The 14,181-nt window shown below is 42.7% G+C and carries 21 protein-coding genes; 11 read left to right on the forward strand and 10 right to left on the reverse strand.

What is annotated here, in order from left to right; translation table 11 throughout:
- Positions 1-2 precede the first annotated feature (2 nt).
- The 6 genes from C0V77_RS11525 to C0V77_RS11545 all read left to right on the forward strand — a co-directional run bounded on the left by C0V77_RS11525 (position 3) and on the right by C0V77_RS11545 (position 3,829).
- Positions 3-413, forward strand: coding sequence for a hypothetical protein (locus C0V77_RS11525; RefSeq protein ID WP_101726506.1), 411 nt, complete (start codon positions 3-5; stop codon positions 411-413).
- 16 nt (positions 414-429) lie between these two features.
- Positions 430-933 (forward strand): hypothetical protein, encoded by a 504-nt coding sequence (locus tag C0V77_RS11530; RefSeq protein WP_101726507.1) that lies wholly within the window; start codon positions 430-432, stop codon positions 931-933.
- Between the two features lie 180 nt (positions 934-1,113).
- Positions 1,114-1,620 (forward strand): hypothetical protein, encoded by a 507-nt coding sequence (locus tag C0V77_RS11535; protein WP_101726508.1) that lies wholly within the window; start codon positions 1,114-1,116, stop codon positions 1,618-1,620.
- Between the two features lie 59 nt (positions 1,621-1,679).
- The gene (locus tag C0V77_RS23130) at positions 1,680-1,856 is read left to right on the forward strand and encodes a hypothetical protein (protein WP_158237942.1); all 177 of its coding nucleotides are present in this window, start codon (positions 1,680-1,682) and stop codon (positions 1,854-1,856) included.
- A gap of 257 nt (positions 1,857-2,113) precedes the next feature.
- The gene (locus C0V77_RS11540; RefSeq protein ID WP_101726509.1) at positions 2,114-3,607 is read left to right on the forward strand and encodes a hypothetical protein; all 1,494 of its coding nucleotides are present in this window, start codon (positions 2,114-2,116) and stop codon (positions 3,605-3,607) included.
- A gap of 30 nt (positions 3,608-3,637) precedes the next feature.
- A complete protein-coding gene (locus tag C0V77_RS11545; protein WP_101726510.1) occupies positions 3,638-3,829 on the forward strand; it encodes a hypothetical protein in 192 nt (63 codons plus the stop codon).
- A gap of 399 nt (positions 3,830-4,228) precedes the next feature.
- Here the strand turns inward: C0V77_RS11545 and C0V77_RS11550 are convergent, their stop codons facing one another.
- Complete coding sequence (locus C0V77_RS11550; protein WP_101726511.1) at positions 4,229-4,474, reverse strand: hypothetical protein; 246 nt, start codon at positions 4,472-4,474, stop codon at positions 4,229-4,231.
- Between the two features lie 156 nt (positions 4,475-4,630).
- On the opposite strand from C0V77_RS11550, the gene C0V77_RS23135 reads away from it, so the two are divergent.
- Positions 4,631-4,792, forward strand: a complete 162-nt coding sequence (locus C0V77_RS23135; protein WP_158237943.1) for a hypothetical protein — start codon at positions 4,631-4,633, stop codon at positions 4,790-4,792.
- Here the strand turns inward: C0V77_RS23135 and C0V77_RS23140 are convergent, their stop codons facing one another.
- From C0V77_RS23140 to C0V77_RS11555, 6 genes are all read right to left on the reverse strand, one after another.
- On the reverse strand, positions 4,793-4,942 hold the full coding sequence (locus tag C0V77_RS23140) for a hypothetical protein (protein WP_158237944.1): 150 nt from the start codon (positions 4,940-4,942) through the stop codon (positions 4,793-4,795). It lies immediately after the preceding gene.
- A 94-nt stretch (positions 4,943-5,036) separates the two neighbouring features.
- Positions 5,037-5,195, reverse strand: a complete 159-nt coding sequence (locus C0V77_RS23145) for a hypothetical protein (RefSeq protein WP_158237945.1) — start codon at positions 5,193-5,195, stop codon at positions 5,037-5,039.
- A 100-nt stretch (positions 5,196-5,295) separates the two neighbouring features.
- Positions 5,296-5,457 (reverse strand): hypothetical protein, encoded by a 162-nt coding sequence (locus tag C0V77_RS23150; protein WP_158237946.1) that lies wholly within the window; start codon positions 5,455-5,457, stop codon positions 5,296-5,298.
- 110 nt (positions 5,458-5,567) lie between these two features.
- The gene (locus tag C0V77_RS23155) at positions 5,568-5,723 is read right to left on the reverse strand and encodes a hypothetical protein (protein ID WP_158237947.1); all 156 of its coding nucleotides are present in this window, start codon (positions 5,721-5,723) and stop codon (positions 5,568-5,570) included.
- A gap of 214 nt (positions 5,724-5,937) precedes the next feature.
- Positions 5,938-6,111: a hypothetical protein gene (locus C0V77_RS23160; protein ID WP_158237948.1), complete on the reverse strand. Its 174-nt coding sequence runs from the start codon at positions 6,109-6,111 to the stop codon at positions 5,938-5,940.
- Positions 6,112-7,092: 981 nt separating this feature from the next.
- Positions 7,093-7,809 (reverse strand): DUF1080 domain-containing protein, encoded by a 717-nt coding sequence (locus C0V77_RS11555; RefSeq protein ID WP_101726512.1) that lies wholly within the window; start codon positions 7,807-7,809, stop codon positions 7,093-7,095.
- A gap of 235 nt (positions 7,810-8,044) precedes the next feature.
- On the opposite strand from C0V77_RS11555, the gene C0V77_RS11560 reads away from it, so the two are divergent.
- Positions 8,045-8,563, forward strand: a complete 519-nt coding sequence (locus C0V77_RS11560) for an N-acetyltransferase (protein ID WP_101726513.1) — start codon at positions 8,045-8,047, stop codon at positions 8,561-8,563.
- A gap of 91 nt (positions 8,564-8,654) precedes the next feature.
- On the opposite strand, the gene C0V77_RS11565 is transcribed toward C0V77_RS11560, so the two are convergent.
- Positions 8,655-9,278 carry a DUF3267 domain-containing protein gene (locus tag C0V77_RS11565; RefSeq protein ID WP_101726514.1) on the reverse strand — a complete coding sequence of 208 codons (624 nt, stop codon included), beginning with the start codon at positions 9,276-9,278 and terminating at the stop codon, positions 8,655-8,657.
- 133 nt (positions 9,279-9,411) lie between these two features.
- Complete coding sequence (locus tag C0V77_RS11570; RefSeq protein WP_101726515.1) at positions 9,412-9,795, reverse strand: helix-turn-helix domain-containing protein; 384 nt, start codon at positions 9,793-9,795, stop codon at positions 9,412-9,414.
- A 127-nt stretch (positions 9,796-9,922) separates the two neighbouring features.
- On the opposite strand from C0V77_RS11570, the gene C0V77_RS11575 reads away from it, so the two are divergent.
- The 3 genes from C0V77_RS11575 (at position 9,923) to C0V77_RS11585 (ending at position 12,039) form a co-directional block, all read left to right on the forward strand.
- Positions 9,923-10,714 carry an SDR family oxidoreductase gene (locus tag C0V77_RS11575; RefSeq protein WP_101726623.1) on the forward strand — a complete coding sequence of 264 codons (792 nt, stop codon included), beginning with the start codon at positions 9,923-9,925 and terminating at the stop codon, positions 10,712-10,714.
- Between the two features lie 340 nt (positions 10,715-11,054).
- Positions 11,055-11,378: a nuclear transport factor 2 family protein gene (locus C0V77_RS11580; RefSeq protein WP_101726516.1), complete on the forward strand. Its 324-nt coding sequence runs from the start codon at positions 11,055-11,057 to the stop codon at positions 11,376-11,378.
- 229 nt (positions 11,379-11,607) lie between these two features.
- Positions 11,608-12,039, forward strand: coding sequence for a hypothetical protein (locus tag C0V77_RS11585; RefSeq protein ID WP_143706073.1), 432 nt, complete (start codon positions 11,608-11,610; stop codon positions 12,037-12,039).
- Positions 12,040-12,477: 438 nt separating this feature from the next.
- Here C0V77_RS11585 and C0V77_RS11590 read toward each other — a convergent pair whose 3' ends face one another.
- Positions 12,478-13,965, reverse strand: a complete 1,488-nt coding sequence (locus C0V77_RS11590; protein WP_101726518.1) for a DUF1593 domain-containing protein — start codon at positions 13,963-13,965, stop codon at positions 12,478-12,480.
- Positions 13,966-14,181: the final 216 nt, after the last annotated feature.

The raw sequence follows: 14,181 nt of genomic DNA on the forward strand, positions 1-14,181 counted from the left end.
AAATGAGAACAACAGCCGATCAGGACAACATATTGTATGAGTTAATCAGTAGCTCGCCGCTCAGAACCTTTATCAGAGGTGGCGTTTACAAGGGCGAACGCCCGCTGGACTCGCCCGGCGAAGACGTGGTGATCAGCAGTATGTTGGTAGGAGACGGAACCCTGCAGGCAGGTGTGGCCAACGTGAATATTTATGTACCCAAGGTTTACCAGAACATCAACGGCAAAAAGCAGACACTGAAAGATACCAAAAGGGTAGACGAGGTGCTGGCGGTAGCGCGTGGCGTTTTGCGGGAGGCCTACGGGAGCTATTATTCGCTGTGGACATCGCGGCAGGGAGATTACGATGAGCCTGAGATGAAACAAACCAGGCTCCATTTCAGAATTGAATTCAGATTAATGGATACAAATTAAAAATTACAAAAATAAAATGGGAAAATTAGTAACAATTGGCTTAGCCAAAATAGAAGTAGGCGAGATAGGAACTAACGGAGTAATGGGTACTTCACTTGAAACTATCGGCCATACTGCCGAAGGTAGCTGCACGATTGAAACGGCAGATCCTGAGATAACCGAGTTTTTTGTCGAAGAGTTGGATGAGCCTATTCATACGGCAGCCAAAATGGCCGTTACCACAATTACTTTCCAACTGGCCTCACCGGATTTGGAACAGTGTAAGGCTGTTTTTGGTGGCGACCTTAATCCTGAGACAGGAACGCCAACTTCATGGGATTATCCTTCAGGATTGGTAACTATTGAAAAATCGGTGAAGATTACGCCTAAAGAGGGTTTGATTTTCTCGATTCCGAGAGCCAAAATTACGGCCAAGTTCACCGGTCAGTTTGGTCGCTCTGAAACCTTGAAGGTTGAAGTAGTGATTACTGTACTGAAACCAACCGGCAATGTTGCACCAATGATTTTGTCTTTGGTTTAATAGTATAGATAAACCCCACCCCAGCGGGAACCCCACACCCTAAATCCCTCTCCGAGCGACGGTCGCCGCAACAATAGGGAGAGGAACTTGACTCCCTCCCATTGTTGGGGAGACCCGCGTAGGGAGGGCAGGGACGGTCGCCCGTTGGCGTGGGGTTTTTACCATAAAACTCACCCGATTATGTTTGAAAACCTGAATTTTGACCCTCGCAGAGCAGAAATGCATGAGGCCGATGTGCTGATAAACCGCGGTGTGCAGTTTACGGTGCCGAAGCGCAGCATTTTAAGATATTTTTCGAAGCAGAAGCTTCGTACATTTACCATAGAGCAGCCTTACCTGGGTACGCTCGATACACTGAGCCATTTGTTTTTGAGCATTGAGTTTAATGAAGAAATGCTGTCGGAAAACGCATTGGCTGAGGCCAAACGTATAACGGCCGAGTCGGCTAAGAAATGTGCGATGGCCGTGGCGGTATCGGTGCTGAATTCGAAATGGAAGATACGATTGTTTGCCGGTTTGCTGGCTAATTATTTTCTGTGGCACATACAGCCATCCAAACTTATACAGTTGACGATATACATTAACCAGATTAATAATCTGGGGGATTTTATCAGCTCTATCAGATTGATGTCCGCGACCCGGACGACAGCTCCTCATCGGATAGAGACAGCCGCACCAGCGGACTGAACAGTCCGTTTGGCTCACGAGGAGCTATCTGCAGTCATTTTCACTGGCCTTATGAGTATTTGGTTTGGGGTATCCGCTGGGGCATAGTGCAACGCATGCTGGCCGACGCACCGCAGTATAACTACGATACTGACGACAAAGGCAAGCCCAAAAGCCTGAAACACGCCAAAAAGCTAACCAACAAAAACGCCCAGGAAATGATGGATTATTTTAATAGTCTGAATGGGGGTGGGTAATAAAAGCCGCGGGACGCGGCTTTTTTGGTTCTATTCAATGCCGTTCTGGGAAAGGTGTGTACCCCGCATGGATGGATATTTAGGCGAGCAGAGTTTATGGAATAAATGTATAATATTAAAGGTGTCACTTTAAACAGGTAGATGCCGTTAAATAATATTTTTAGTATTTCTAGGATTATTTTAATATATCGCAATTTGATTAAAAAAAGCTTTAAATAATAACTTATATATTCCTTAAAACATTTATTGTAGAATTTATGACAATTGATACTTCTATAATCAGAATTGGAGACCTGAATGATGAATTAGCAACTTATTTTAAAGATAAGATTGACTTTACGAAATATGAACTCGGTATTTTGAGAAATAGTATCAAACATTATCTAGATAAATTACGAGATGATTTATGGTTGTATATTGAGTATCCGTATACTGACAGAGTTTTTAGAGATAGTTATTATCATTATTTTTCTTCAAAATCTACTGAATATCATAGACATTGTATAAGGATTGCTTTATTTGGAGATGAAATTAGTGAATTGGATTTTAGAACGGCCTCAACTAATAAAGTACAGGACATTTATTTAGGTTTTTTCGTGATTAGACCTCTTTTAGCACCAATAGGAAGAAATGTTATTTCTCCTAAAGCATTAAAGGTGGTAAATTTTTCATGTTGTACGACTAAATTTTCTACCTTAATTAATGGTAAGAAATTGGAGGTTTTAGGATTCCCTCACTTATCTCAGGATTCTGAAACACATAGTTGCGCAGAAAGTACTATCTGGGCTACAATGGAATATTTTAGTCATAGATACCCGGAGTACCGTCCAGTTTTACCTTCTGAAATTATAGGCACGCTAAAGAAAATATCATACGAGCGCCAAATTCCTTCAAATGGATTAAGTCTTGAGCACATTTCATTTGCTCTTAAAGAATATGGTTTTGGAACTAAGATTTATACTCGCAACGAATATAGTGAAAGCGATTTACGAATGATTTTGAGCACGTATATTGAAAGTGGTATCCCTGTAACAATTGGGATTCAATCTAAAACTATAGGTCATGCGATTATTGCAATTGGTCGTGAAAATATTAATAGTGCGATGATAAACGGCATCAGTCAAACTCCTTTGTCTGATAGTCTTAATATCTTTGATTTTAGTACTACAAATAAGCAACTCGTATTTTTTGATGATAATTTCGGGCCGTACCAAAAAGCACACCCAAAGAAGCCAACAGAACATTATCAAAGTGACGAATGGAAAGAATGTCGTATCTTCTGCTTTGTAGCACCTCTTCATCCAAAGATATATCTTGAAGCATACGCCGTTAAGAAAGCTATTTATAGTATTCTAAAAAATTATAGTTCAAAACTTGAAATTTCAGACGGTAACCTAATAAGGTATTTTCTGACCTCTAGTAGATCATATAAGAATAGTGTTTCAAGTAACTCTACGTATTCTGATAATCTTAAAGAAATTATTTTAAGTATAGCATTGCCAAAATTTATTTGGATTTGTGAGCTGTCTACTAAGGACTCATACATTAATGATAAATGTCATGGACTTATACTGATAGATGCTACAGAACCTAATGCAATAGATACAAAACCAATTATATTCTTTCTTTATAATGATAAATTTATTAATTTTGCACCCAAATTTAGTGAGAGTGAAGATATAATTTTATACTATTTAAGTAAAGTAGAGTGTTTTTCACCATACAAAAATAACTTAAATACCTATAATTAGACTCATATCAACTCTTTAAATATTATTACAATGACTAATAAATTTCGCGAAACAATAGAAAAAATTAGCAAAGAAAAGAATCCAACGCCTTTGAATTCAGAGGAGGATTTTAAAGCTAGAAGACAAGTTAGCGAGGATATGGCACAAGCAAAACGTGAGTATGCAGTAAAGAGTTTTAATTCTCAAGTGTCTGCATCAAAAGTAATTTTGAACTCGCGATAATTAATTGTCTTAGAAAAATGGAGAGAGCATAGAATAGCTAAATTCTATGCTCTTTTTTTTTGCTACTTCAATCTGGCAGGTTTTAGTTTAAGCAAATGCTTTCAATTTTTGTTTTGAACCAAAAAATGGCTTAATTTTGCTTTACTTCAAGGTCCTGCCGAGAAGTGCCGTAGAATGGGCAATCCTGTGTAGGGGTTGCTCATTTGATTTTTGAAAGGTTGAAAGCTGATAAAGTATAATCTTAATTGGGCAGTTGGCTTTCAAAGCCTGCTGGTTTATTATAATTGAAAGCCTTTAGAATCCCCTCATAAGTACACCCTTGAGACTTTGTCTAGATATGCGGCATCGTTCAAATGCAATTTTTCGCCAAACCCCCAGCCGGTAGCTTTCAATCCAGCACTAATTACCTGCTTCGTACACCGGGTCGTTGATGAGCGTTAGCTGGAAGTATTGTTTGTTAGGGGCTGAGTAAAAGAAAAGCTCTTCTTCGGCGCAAAATTCAACCAGCGCCTCATAGTTTAGCAGCGTAAATGACGTATAAAATACATGCAGCATGTCGCCGTCATGGTTAATGCCTTCAAAATGGTTCAGGAAACTGTTGGCACTTAGCTTGTCTAGCACGTTATCTACCTGGTGGGCTGTCATTTTTGCTTGGTTTAATGGCTGCAAAGATAGCCATAATAACTAAACCAAAGTAGTAATCAGTATCTTTAGCGCAGTAGCAGGGGTTTGGCCGTGTCAGCCAGCGGTAGGGCTGTTGCTGGTTTTTGGTTGGCAGGGTTGCCGGGGGTACTTTAGGCCATGCGAAGGGCAGGGGTAAATATAAAAGACCATCGCCCCGGCAGGGATGATGGTCTCAGCGATAAGCCTGTCAGGATGGTGTGTTTGCACCTACTGCCATTTGCCGAAATGAAAGTTTTGGCCGGTCTTTCAGCGTATGGTTTTCAGCAGGTGCGCCGCTAGTCAGGATAATGTAGCTGTCGGGTCCAGTTTCAGCAAAGCTGTGGCGTTGATTCTGGCGGCTACTTCAATTTTCTGAAAGCCAGGTTTAGACCAGTTTTTTCTTGTTTCCGGCTTTTGGGGTGCCAATCCATTTTTCTGAATTTTTGTCATTTTATTTGGTGTTTAAGATAGACTTTATTGCATCATACTGGTTGGTGGCATACCCTGCCTTTCAAAATCTTGTTGCCCGCTGTTGAGTTGGTAATCAACTGCCTATTGGACCCGCCGGGTCTAGTTTCAGCAAAGCTGCTGCACTGATTCTGGCTGATACTTCAATTTTCTGAAATGATGGGTTTGCCCATTCTTTTTTTGCTCCGGTTTGGCTGGCAATGACTGCCTGCCTTTTTTCTGACTTCTTTATCATTTTTTAAGTAATTAACTGTTTGACGGGTCTTTGCCTGCGGTTCAGGGCTATTGGTTCTTTTTTACTGGTACTTTAACCCATACAATTGGCTAAAGCCTTTTCATGAGTGAATGGGGGTGGCCAAATTGAAACCTAAAAGGCTTGCCGTGTTAATTTTGGTAGCTACTTCAATTTTTTGTAAACCGGGTTTTGTCCAGGTTTTTTTTGCTTCGGGTTGGTTGGCAACGCTTGGCATTGGGCGGTTGTTTGCATTGTTTTTCATGTGCAGCTTTGTTTTGCGTTTATTTTAGGTTGAAATGTAAGACATACAGTCGCACCAAAGCGCGCCTGTGTTTGAATATGCTTATTAGATGTAAAAGGCAGATGATTGTATCATGAACCAAACGGTTCGCCCGCTTTCATTAACCGGGTAAAAACGGAGGTATTCAACTCAATTTTTTCTATTGCCGGGGTTGCCCATCGTTTTTTGGTAGTTTGGGTGTCTTTTTTTACCCGTTGATGGTTGGTTTTAATAGGCGGTGTTTGCATTGTGGTTATTTAGGTATTTGAAACAAAAATAGATTATTCATTAATTTTAACAAAAAATAGTGCAGATTATTTTTGTTAAAATACCATTTCTGAGTTTAGGGGTTTTGTTGCCTGCCGGGTAGTAAACAGGCAAATACCCGGTTATATGGGGTTTAGCAAGCGCTACCGCCTGTATGCCCGGGTATTTTTTTAAACGGTTATCTGGGTAATTGTATCAGGATGGCCCTGACGGAGGCCCTCCGGGGCCGGGGCCGGGCTGCAATAGCCACAGGCTTCTGAAGGCTACTTCAATTTTCTCGAACCTGGGTGTGGACCATTTCTTTTTTAAAACGGCATCAGGTTTTTCAGTACAGCGTGTTTGATCATTTAATTGCTCGTTTTTTAACATAAAATTGCTGGTTTAATTGTGTTATTAAAAGGGTATTTATAAGGGCTTAAAATGGGTAACAAACTATTCAGACAGCCACAAACAAACAACCGACCACAGGCATCGGCATGGTTAACTGACGGCTGGCATTAGCAGATTATACTGGTGTATTCGTTAAGAGACTCAATAGAAAGAAAAAACAGAAGCGTTTTAATCTACAGCATGGTTATGGCATTTCGGTTTGTCAGGTTTTTATCGTTGAAATTGACTGATTGAAATACCCTACCAAAATTATAGGTTTTAGTGATAAATAAAAATTATTTGCAATAAATTTTATAATGAGGTATTTAAGCGCTATTACCCAATCATGTTTCCATATTGAATATACGAGGGTTTTTTACCGGAAATGTGGACTTAGGTACCAATTGCTGCGCTGACGGCAGGCTTTAACCGGTGGCAGATAATGGAAGAAGAGGCGTACATACGGCAGATGCGGTTTAGGCATCTGTAGAAGCCATTTAATAAAATCAGGCCCCGGTGCAGATTAAAATGTGACAATATTTGACATTTATTTTTGCTACTTAAATAAAAATGCTATAAATTTGAGACTTATAGTCACAGCAAAAGTTGTTTTGGATAGGGGCTGCTCTTTGAGTAGCTCTTTATTTTTTTATATACCCCCACAAACGCTGGGTTCTTCCGGCACCTGATTCGCGCCCGGTTTTGTTGGTTTTATCTGTTTTATGTCAGAAAGCCATTTCAAAAACCCCTAATTTTTTGCAGTTCGGCGATGATTTCAGTTCATTCAACTATTTTTTTTCCGGCAGCGTATGTTTACAAACTAACTTGCATCAAAAGTCACAGCAAAAGTTATTTTAGATAGGGACTGCTCTTTGAGCAGTCTTTATTTTTTCAGGCAGGTCTCCATCATCTATCAGGTGTCTGGTCTTCAACAACTGCAGTATTGCACCCGGTTCAGCTTTAGCAGTTGGGCCGTGCAGCTTACATTTTTCTTAGTTTAATGTTTCTGTACCAAACAGTGCTGCCCCAGTCTTGCAGGCCAATGCGGCCGTTGTAGTTACCTTTGCCTATGGGCGCTTTGGCAAGGCCGCTTTTGGCAATCTTCTCTTTCCATTCGGGGCTGTTCAGGTCGTGTTCCTGCACGGTAAAGCCATTTTGCAAAACAGTTAGCTTGCCTTTGCGCATTATAAAATGAATGCTGTTCCATTCGCCTTGCGGGTTGCTTTCGCGCAGGCGGGCGTTGGCCACACCAAAGAAATCGCTGGCACGATGGGTGTTTTCCGGCGAGCCCTCATAAATCTTGTCGTCAATCACCTGAAGTTCAAGGCCGGTGTCGTGCATGTTTTTATATTGAGGGGCTTCTTTCACAAAAAAGAAAAGGCCGCTGTTGGCAAATTTGCTTACTTTCCATTCGGCTTTCAGTTCAAAATCGCCGGTTATTTCTTCGTCAATCACAATATCGCCGCCGTTTTTGGCTTTGTTTCCGGCGCGTTCGGGTACGTTCAGTTTAATGGCGCCCTGGTCAATTACCCAGGCAGAGCCTGGCTGCCCGCCACCGTAGGCGTGCCAGCCTTTCAGGTCGCGGCCGTTAAAGAGCAGTTTCCAGCCGACTTTTTTTTCTTCGGGGCTAAGCACAGTTTGTGCAATAGATTGCAGCGCAAGGCCGCACAAAAGAGCAATCATTGTTAAATGTTTCATTGTGGTATAAGGTTGAAGTCTGAAACAAATATAGCTTTTTTTATGAATGCAGCCTGAAACGTTTTTTGCTAATCGGCTCGCTAAACCCCCTCAGCCGGGTGATGCGAGCGCATTCTGAAAATAATTTAAGGTTTTTTGGTGGTTTCGGAATGAAAATGAATAAATTTATGGAATAATTACGCGTTTTTTGTTGAAAGCCTTAAATTTGCGCCGTTAAAATAAATTGCTAATTGAGATGAATTTCAGAGATTTAAAAGGTGCCTCAGTAGAAGAGCGCACGTTTATATATAAACAATATGAACTTACTTTTCCTGTAGACGAACGAAGAAACGAAGCTCAGTTTCATCAGCTTTTTGAAAACGAACATACCCGGATTTTGAGTATCGACTCTAACGATAAATCGATGGGCTATTTTGTAACCTGGCCTTTTGAAGATTTTTTGTTTGTTGAGTTTTTTGAGATTTATGCCATTTTCAGAAATACCGGCTTGGGAGCCAGAGCATTGCAGGCATTAAGAAATACCTATCACGTAATTGTGCTGGAGACCGAACCACCCGAACTGGGCACCGTGGCCAGAAAACGCATTGCGTTTTATGAAAACAGTGGTTTCAAAGTGGTAGACGAGCAGTATCGGCAACCTGCCTACGACCAAACCAAAAACAGCATACACATGTATCTGATGGCCACCGGAATAGTAGATTTAACCGTTGCTAAAACGGAAATCTACCGCCGGGTTTATGGCGTAGTTATGTAATAGGCGGGGTAGTGCTTAGCATGGCCTGCCTGCCGGTATAGCCTGTTGTATCTTGCTGATTTACCAATTCAATGCCTTTTGGTGGCTTTTGTTAGTTTACCTTCTCATAAAAATAAGAAATCCGGCTGGTTTTGTCGTCATAAGTAAAAATGTTTTTTTGCCGGTTGTGGTTGTAGAAACTCAGCAGGCCGAAGTCGCCCGAGCAAGCCGCCGTATGAAAAAACAAAGCCCCCATAATAATAAAAACCTGTAGTGGTGTGGCTACAATTAACAGCCCCAGCAGCACAACGCTTATCACCACAAACGGCGCCAGCGCCACTATGGTAAACTCTTTTCTGCTGGCCACAAACTTGTCTGCAACGGCCATAAAGTAGAACTTCCGCAGGTACATATCAAATGAAGTATGCGTTGCACCTACGCTGCGGTATGCCAGCGCGTGTATGTACTCATGCACAGGTATCAGCAAAAAAGTAAAAGCAATGCCCATGGCCAGGTAGTTGAGGGCGTTCCACCATTTGGCGCCGGGCTGTGTGCCATACCGCCATACCAGCAACGCAATGGCTGCCAAAATAAGCAGGTTAACGGCATAGTAAAACCTGGAAGCCCAGGTGGGTTGCTTCAGGTATTTCTGCACAAAGGGGATGAGTTCCTGATGGTCGAGCTTTTCAAGCAAGACATATTGCTCTGTTGAAAGTTCTTCAGGGGTGAGGCGCATGGCGGGGTATTTTTATTTAAAAATAAGCAATTTTTCGTATATGCCAAAGCGTTTAGGGAAATTATAATAAGTTGAATGTACTGAACGTATAAATAGTTTTGGCATTTCAATATATATTGAAAATTTAGAAATATTAATTCTGTACGTCTGTTATATCCGTCTTTACAAGCTGTCTTAAAATGAGCTGTCGCAGGCGTTCTTCATGCGTATCGCCCCACTGGCCAATGGCGCCAATGAGGGGTATCAGGCTATTGCCGAAGTCGGTCAGGCTGTATTCTACCTTTGGCGGCACCACCGGATATATCACCTTTGTTACCAGCTCGTGTTCTTCCAGTTCTTTCAGTTGCATATTCAGAACCCGCCGCGAAGCATCCGGAATTTTGCGTTGCAACTGGCTGGGGCGCAGAAACCCCTGATGAATAAACCACAGCAAACGCATTTTCCATTTGCCATAAAGCACTTCGCCTATCAGGTCGAGGCCGCAATTGAGGTTCGGTAAGGTCTTTCTTTCGTACATAGTACAAATGTATGTTTTAGTGCCTGTATGCGCAACAGGGGATAAATTTATCCGTATCTGAATCGTATTTCCGTACTTGTCCAAACTGTTTTTATGCCCCAATTTTGCGTTATCAACAACAATGAAAATGGAACAATTTAATTTCAATAATGAGTTGCAAGGCAAGATTGCGCTGGTAACCGGCGGAACCAAAGGCACGGGCCGGGCCATTGCAGAGCGGTTATTACAAGCCGGCGCAACGGTGATTATTGCCGCCAGAAATGCACCGGAAAAAGAAAACAGCCGTTTGCATTTCATTCCTGCTGATTTAAGTAAGGCAGAAGGAGCAGAAAAAGTAGTTAGTGAAGTACTATCGACTTATGGAAGGCTGGACATTCTTGTGAACAACCTTGGTTCTTCAGAAACACCTGCCGGGGGCTTTGCCGCATTAACTGATGAAGATTGGGAGCAAACCCTGCAGGCGAATTTGCTTGCACCTGTACGACTGGACAGAGGATTTTTACCACCAATGATAGCCCAAAAAAGCGGTGTTATAATTCACATAGGTTCTATTCAGGGTAAACTACCCTTACATGATGCTACTTTGCCTTACGCAGCTGCAAAAGCAGGATTAATCAATTATAGTAAAAGTCTATCAAATGAAGTTACACCCAAAGGTGTTCGTGTGCTGACTGTTTCTCCGGGATGGATCAGAACGGATAATGTCAGGGTATGGTTGGAAAGAATCGCCCAGAGTTCAAATATTTCTGTGGAGGAAGCGCAACAAAGTGTTATGAATGCCCTGGGCGGGATACCCTTCGGAAGGCCCGCAGAACCCGAAGAAGTAGCCGAACTGGTAGGGTTTCTGGTTTCACCACGAGCTTCTTATTTGACCGGAACTGAATATGTGATTGATGGTGGGACAGTACCGACGGTTTAGCGGTTTTTTTACTTTCAGGCGCATAGTATAATTCTGAAGAAAAAATCCACATTTTTTTTCTTCCTCTGTTGTTACTTTTTGCGGAAAAAGTAATCCAGACGGGCAGTCCAAAAACCCGCATCATTTAAACTCGTACGATTAAAAATCCGAAAATTTCATTTCACTTTCTCTTGATTCATCGCTCGATTTTTAATCGGTGACTAGCCGTCCGCCTCAAACAGAAAATGATGTTTTAGGGACTTTAATTTTTAGTTGTTATTTTTTACTCAATGAAACTCAGCGTAATACTTCGTGAAACCCAGTGGTTAAAATCTTAACAATACTTAATAAAAACAAAACAATGAATTTACCAGATGTACTAGCGGCTTTGTTGAAAGCCCAGAACGATTTCGATAGCACAGCTTATGCCCGCTGTTTTGCAAACAATGCTTTGGTGTATGACGAAGGCCGCACCCACCAGGGCTTTGAACAAATAAAAGCCTGGAACGAGCAAACCAATGCCGAATACGCCACCATTCTGGAGCCGATTGATTATACCACTACGCCAAAAGGAGGTATTCTGACAACCCTGGGCTCGGGAACTTTCCCCGGTAGTCCGATTGTGTTTAAATATCATTTTGAATGGGCCGGCGAAAAGATTTTGTCATTGAAGATTACCGGGTGATTTGTGTTCTGTAGCCATTCGTAGAGCCGCATTGAATGCGGCTTCAGGGGCCTTTGAATACAGTAAATAGGGTTTATGGCGAATATTATATTCTGCGATAAGCCGCAAGCATTGCACCTCTACCAAAATTTACTATTATAAATGATAGGGGACTATGTTATTTTTTCAGTGAGAATATAGGCAGAGAATGCGTAATTATAAATCATTACCTTTACAAAAAAACATACACATGCTTTACCGTATTTTGTATCATTTCTGCTGGCTTGTTGTTTCTTTGGTGGTGGCAGCCATAGTGGCTATGGCTTTTTATACCTTTCAGGCCGCCGGGGTATCGCGTAGTTTCCGGGTGGTGTTCGGAGTGTTGGAGGTGCTGCATGGGGTGTTACTCTGGCGAGGGCAATTCAACAGCAAAACAAGAGCTTTATTACTTCATAATCTCAATTTTGGTTTGCTGGCGCTGGTAAGTGGCTTTGTGGTGTATTTGTATGCCAATGTGGGGTCGTTCAGAAACGACGGCGACAACAGCATGGAGTTCAGGTACTTCTCTTATTTTTTTGATAACATCTTTCTGGTTAATCTGATAGTTTTTATTGCTAATTTCTGGACGCTTTGCCGCTGGTTGCTGGTAAGGGGGCTGCCTGGCACGTCTCTACCTGACTGAAAAAGGGCATCACACCGCTGGCTTAGGCCTTGTGTTTTAAAATACGCATTCAATTCTGTTCCATTGCAAAAAAAACATTTTTGAAATCCGGAATTTATTTTGTTAACTTCGTAAGGTATCCCGGAGACAGGTATCTTACGATATCAACAAGGACGATAGTACGCATAGCGCCAAACTTTAATTTCCTGAAGAGATGTACCTTTTTGCCTGAACGGGCAGGAAAAATGCTAATCATTAGGTCTTGAAACACTATCATCGGTTCCGGTTTGGGAACACCGTTCCTCTTACAGGCTTAAACCGGCGGGTTTAAGCCTTTTTTTGTACCTGCCAGATACCTTCTTTAAAATAATTAAGCGCGCCATGCCCTTTCTCAATCGAGGGTAGGCGTGGCACGCTGGTGGATGCTGCGAATCTGGAGATTCGCGCCACAAGTAGTAATTAATAAACTACCAGTATTACGCGTTGGTACCGTATCAAAGCCGGGCTTCCACTATCTTTCCCTTCTACAATAATATGTATGGTATCTCCGGTTTTGGTGGTTTGTGGTATGTCTATGGTGGCCGTATTGTTGGCTGCTGGCTGTATGGTTACTTTTTCGGGCGATGTACCTGCCTCGGCATATTGCCAGTACGTAAACGCCACCGAATGTCCGTCGGGGTCGGTGGCTGCTGCGCTGATGCTCAGTTTTTCACCGGCTTTTACTCTTCTGATGTTACCGTCTTTTACCGAAATTCTTGGGGCATGGTTGGCTTCTTTATAAGGTTTTATACACCAGTCTGCACGGGCTGCAAAATCCAGTTGCAGGGCATCAATCCAACGGGTTTGCGGAAAAGAGGCATCCTGCTTACCAGTAAAATGATTATAGTCTGTCAAAGTGCGGGCGTCTTCCCAACGGAACGGATTCTCTTTAGACTGCACCAACCGGCCACCCCAGCCGCCGTATTCGGGGTTGTTGCGGTTCATCAGGCCCACATCCAGCAACTGGAAATAAGCAGGAGAATCACCCTCCGAAATAAAATCATATTGGGTCATTTTATTCTTGGTCATGTCTTCCATCGTGCCTTGGGTATGCTCGGGGTCTCCGGCAATTTTTTGTCCGTCGCCCCATGAATAGTATTTAGCCAACAAAGGCCCATGGTTATGAATGATGTTCCGGCTCATAAATTCTCCGCGCAGATACGGCTGCAATGCGGCAGGCACTACCTGCGGCCAGGGATAAGCCAGACACCAGAACTGGTTGGCATTATAAAACACACGTATCTGCGGCCAGTTGGGCGCTATGTATTTGCGGTAGGTGGCGTCCTGGTCAAGCACGGCGTAGATAATCGCTTTTTTTGATACCTTGTTGTATATCTTCTGCCAGTCGGGTTTGTTTTTGTTTTCTTCTTCTATCGATTTCAACGCGCGCGCTATGGTATTGGTGCCACCCCAAACCTGCAGATAAACGGGTTGCGGGTTAGCATCCAGCAGTACTTTTTTTATCAGTTCCGAACCCTCCGTTACTTTGTCCATTTCTCCTTCAAAATCTATGTTGCCTACTTTTACCAGTTTTTTTAGGGCTGTGGCGGTGGGGTAGCCTGTCGCATGTTTGGCCAGATTCGGCTGTACTTTGCCGTATTCATCAAGCAGCTCTTCCATCCAGGTAGTGCCGGGCCAGCGCAATTCGGTGCGCTCGCCATAGCGTTCGGCAGTTAACTGCATCTCAGACCTGAACCGCGTGCCTTTGCCGTCTCCTTTGTAGTGCCACTGCGAACTGCTGTAAACGAGGCCTTCCAGCTTTAATTCATTGGCATAGAGTAGCATCCTGATGAACGAGTCCACGTCGTCCAGTTCGCCGTCGGTGGTTACTATGGTGCGGGGTTTTTGTGCCATGGCCAACACACTGGTCAGCAGCATCAGTAAGAGGTATATGGTTTTTGTTTTCATGAGGAGCGAAAAGGTGAATGAGGAAATGAGTGATTGAGTGAATGAGTGATTGAGCGGCCGGCGTTCCGGGGAATGAGCGATTGAGTGAATGAGTGATTGAGTGAATGAGTGATTTCATGAATTAGCGGGCGGCGTTCCGGGGAATGAGCTTTGGGCTTTGGTCTGGGTTTTATTCCTGCTGATACAGTGGTTTTGTTTAGGTTACAAATATACATT

This window comes from Emticicia sp. TH156, assembly GCF_002855535.1.
GTDB classification, from domain to species: domain Bacteria; phylum Bacteroidota; class Bacteroidia; order Cytophagales; family Spirosomataceae; genus Emticicia; species Emticicia fluvialis.

Coding starts and splice junctions, on each gene's coding strand:
- C0V77_RS11525 (WP_101726506.1), top strand. CDS start 3: ATGAGAACAACAGCCGATCAGGACAACATATTGTATGAGTTAATCAGT.
- C0V77_RS11530 (WP_101726507.1), top strand. CDS start 430: ATGGGAAAATTAGTAACAATTGGCTTAGCCAAAATAGAAGTAGGCGAG.
- C0V77_RS11535 (WP_101726508.1), top strand. CDS start 1,114: ATGTTTGAAAACCTGAATTTTGACCCTCGCAGAGCAGAAATGCATGAG.
- C0V77_RS11540 (WP_101726509.1), top strand. CDS start 2,114: ATGACAATTGATACTTCTATAATCAGAATTGGAGACCTGAATGATGAA.
- C0V77_RS11545 (WP_101726510.1), top strand. CDS start 3,638: ATGACTAATAAATTTCGCGAAACAATAGAAAAAATTAGCAAAGAAAAG.
- C0V77_RS11550 (WP_101726511.1), bottom strand. CDS start 4,474: ATGACAGCCCACCAGGTAGATAACGTGCTAGACAAGCTAAGTGCCAAC.
- C0V77_RS23135 (WP_158237943.1), top strand. CDS start 4,631: ATGCGAAGGGCAGGGGTAAATATAAAAGACCATCGCCCCGGCAGGGAT.
- C0V77_RS23140 (WP_158237944.1), bottom strand. CDS start 4,942: ATGACAAAAATTCAGAAAAATGGATTGGCACCCCAAAAGCCGGAAACA.
- C0V77_RS23145 (WP_158237945.1), bottom strand. CDS start 5,195: ATGATAAAGAAGTCAGAAAAAAGGCAGGCAGTCATTGCCAGCCAAACC.
- C0V77_RS23150 (WP_158237946.1), bottom strand. CDS start 5,457: ATGAAAAACAATGCAAACAACCGCCCAATGCCAAGCGTTGCCAACCAA.
- C0V77_RS23155 (WP_158237947.1), bottom strand. CDS start 5,723: ATGCAAACACCGCCTATTAAAACCAACCATCAACGGGTAAAAAAAGAC.
- C0V77_RS23160 (WP_158237948.1), bottom strand. CDS start 6,111: ATGTTAAAAAACGAGCAATTAAATGATCAAACACGCTGTACTGAAAAA.
- C0V77_RS11555 (WP_101726512.1), bottom strand. CDS start 7,809: ATGAAACATTTAACAATGATTGCTCTTTTGTGCGGCCTTGCGCTGCAA.
- C0V77_RS11560 (WP_101726513.1), top strand. CDS start 8,045: ATGAATTTCAGAGATTTAAAAGGTGCCTCAGTAGAAGAGCGCACGTTT.
- C0V77_RS11565 (WP_101726514.1), bottom strand. CDS start 9,278: ATGCGCCTCACCCCTGAAGAACTTTCAACAGAGCAATATGTCTTGCTT.
- C0V77_RS11570 (WP_101726515.1), bottom strand. CDS start 9,795: ATGTACGAAAGAAAGACCTTACCGAACCTCAATTGCGGCCTCGACCTG.
- C0V77_RS11575 (WP_101726623.1), top strand. CDS start 9,923: ATGGAACAATTTAATTTCAATAATGAGTTGCAAGGCAAGATTGCGCTG.
- C0V77_RS11580 (WP_101726516.1), top strand. CDS start 11,055: ATGAATTTACCAGATGTACTAGCGGCTTTGTTGAAAGCCCAGAACGAT.
- C0V77_RS11585 (WP_143706073.1), top strand. CDS start 11,608: ATGCTTTACCGTATTTTGTATCATTTCTGCTGGCTTGTTGTTTCTTTG.
- C0V77_RS11590 (WP_101726518.1), bottom strand. CDS start 13,965: ATGAAAACAAAAACCATATACCTCTTACTGATGCTGCTGACCAGTGTG.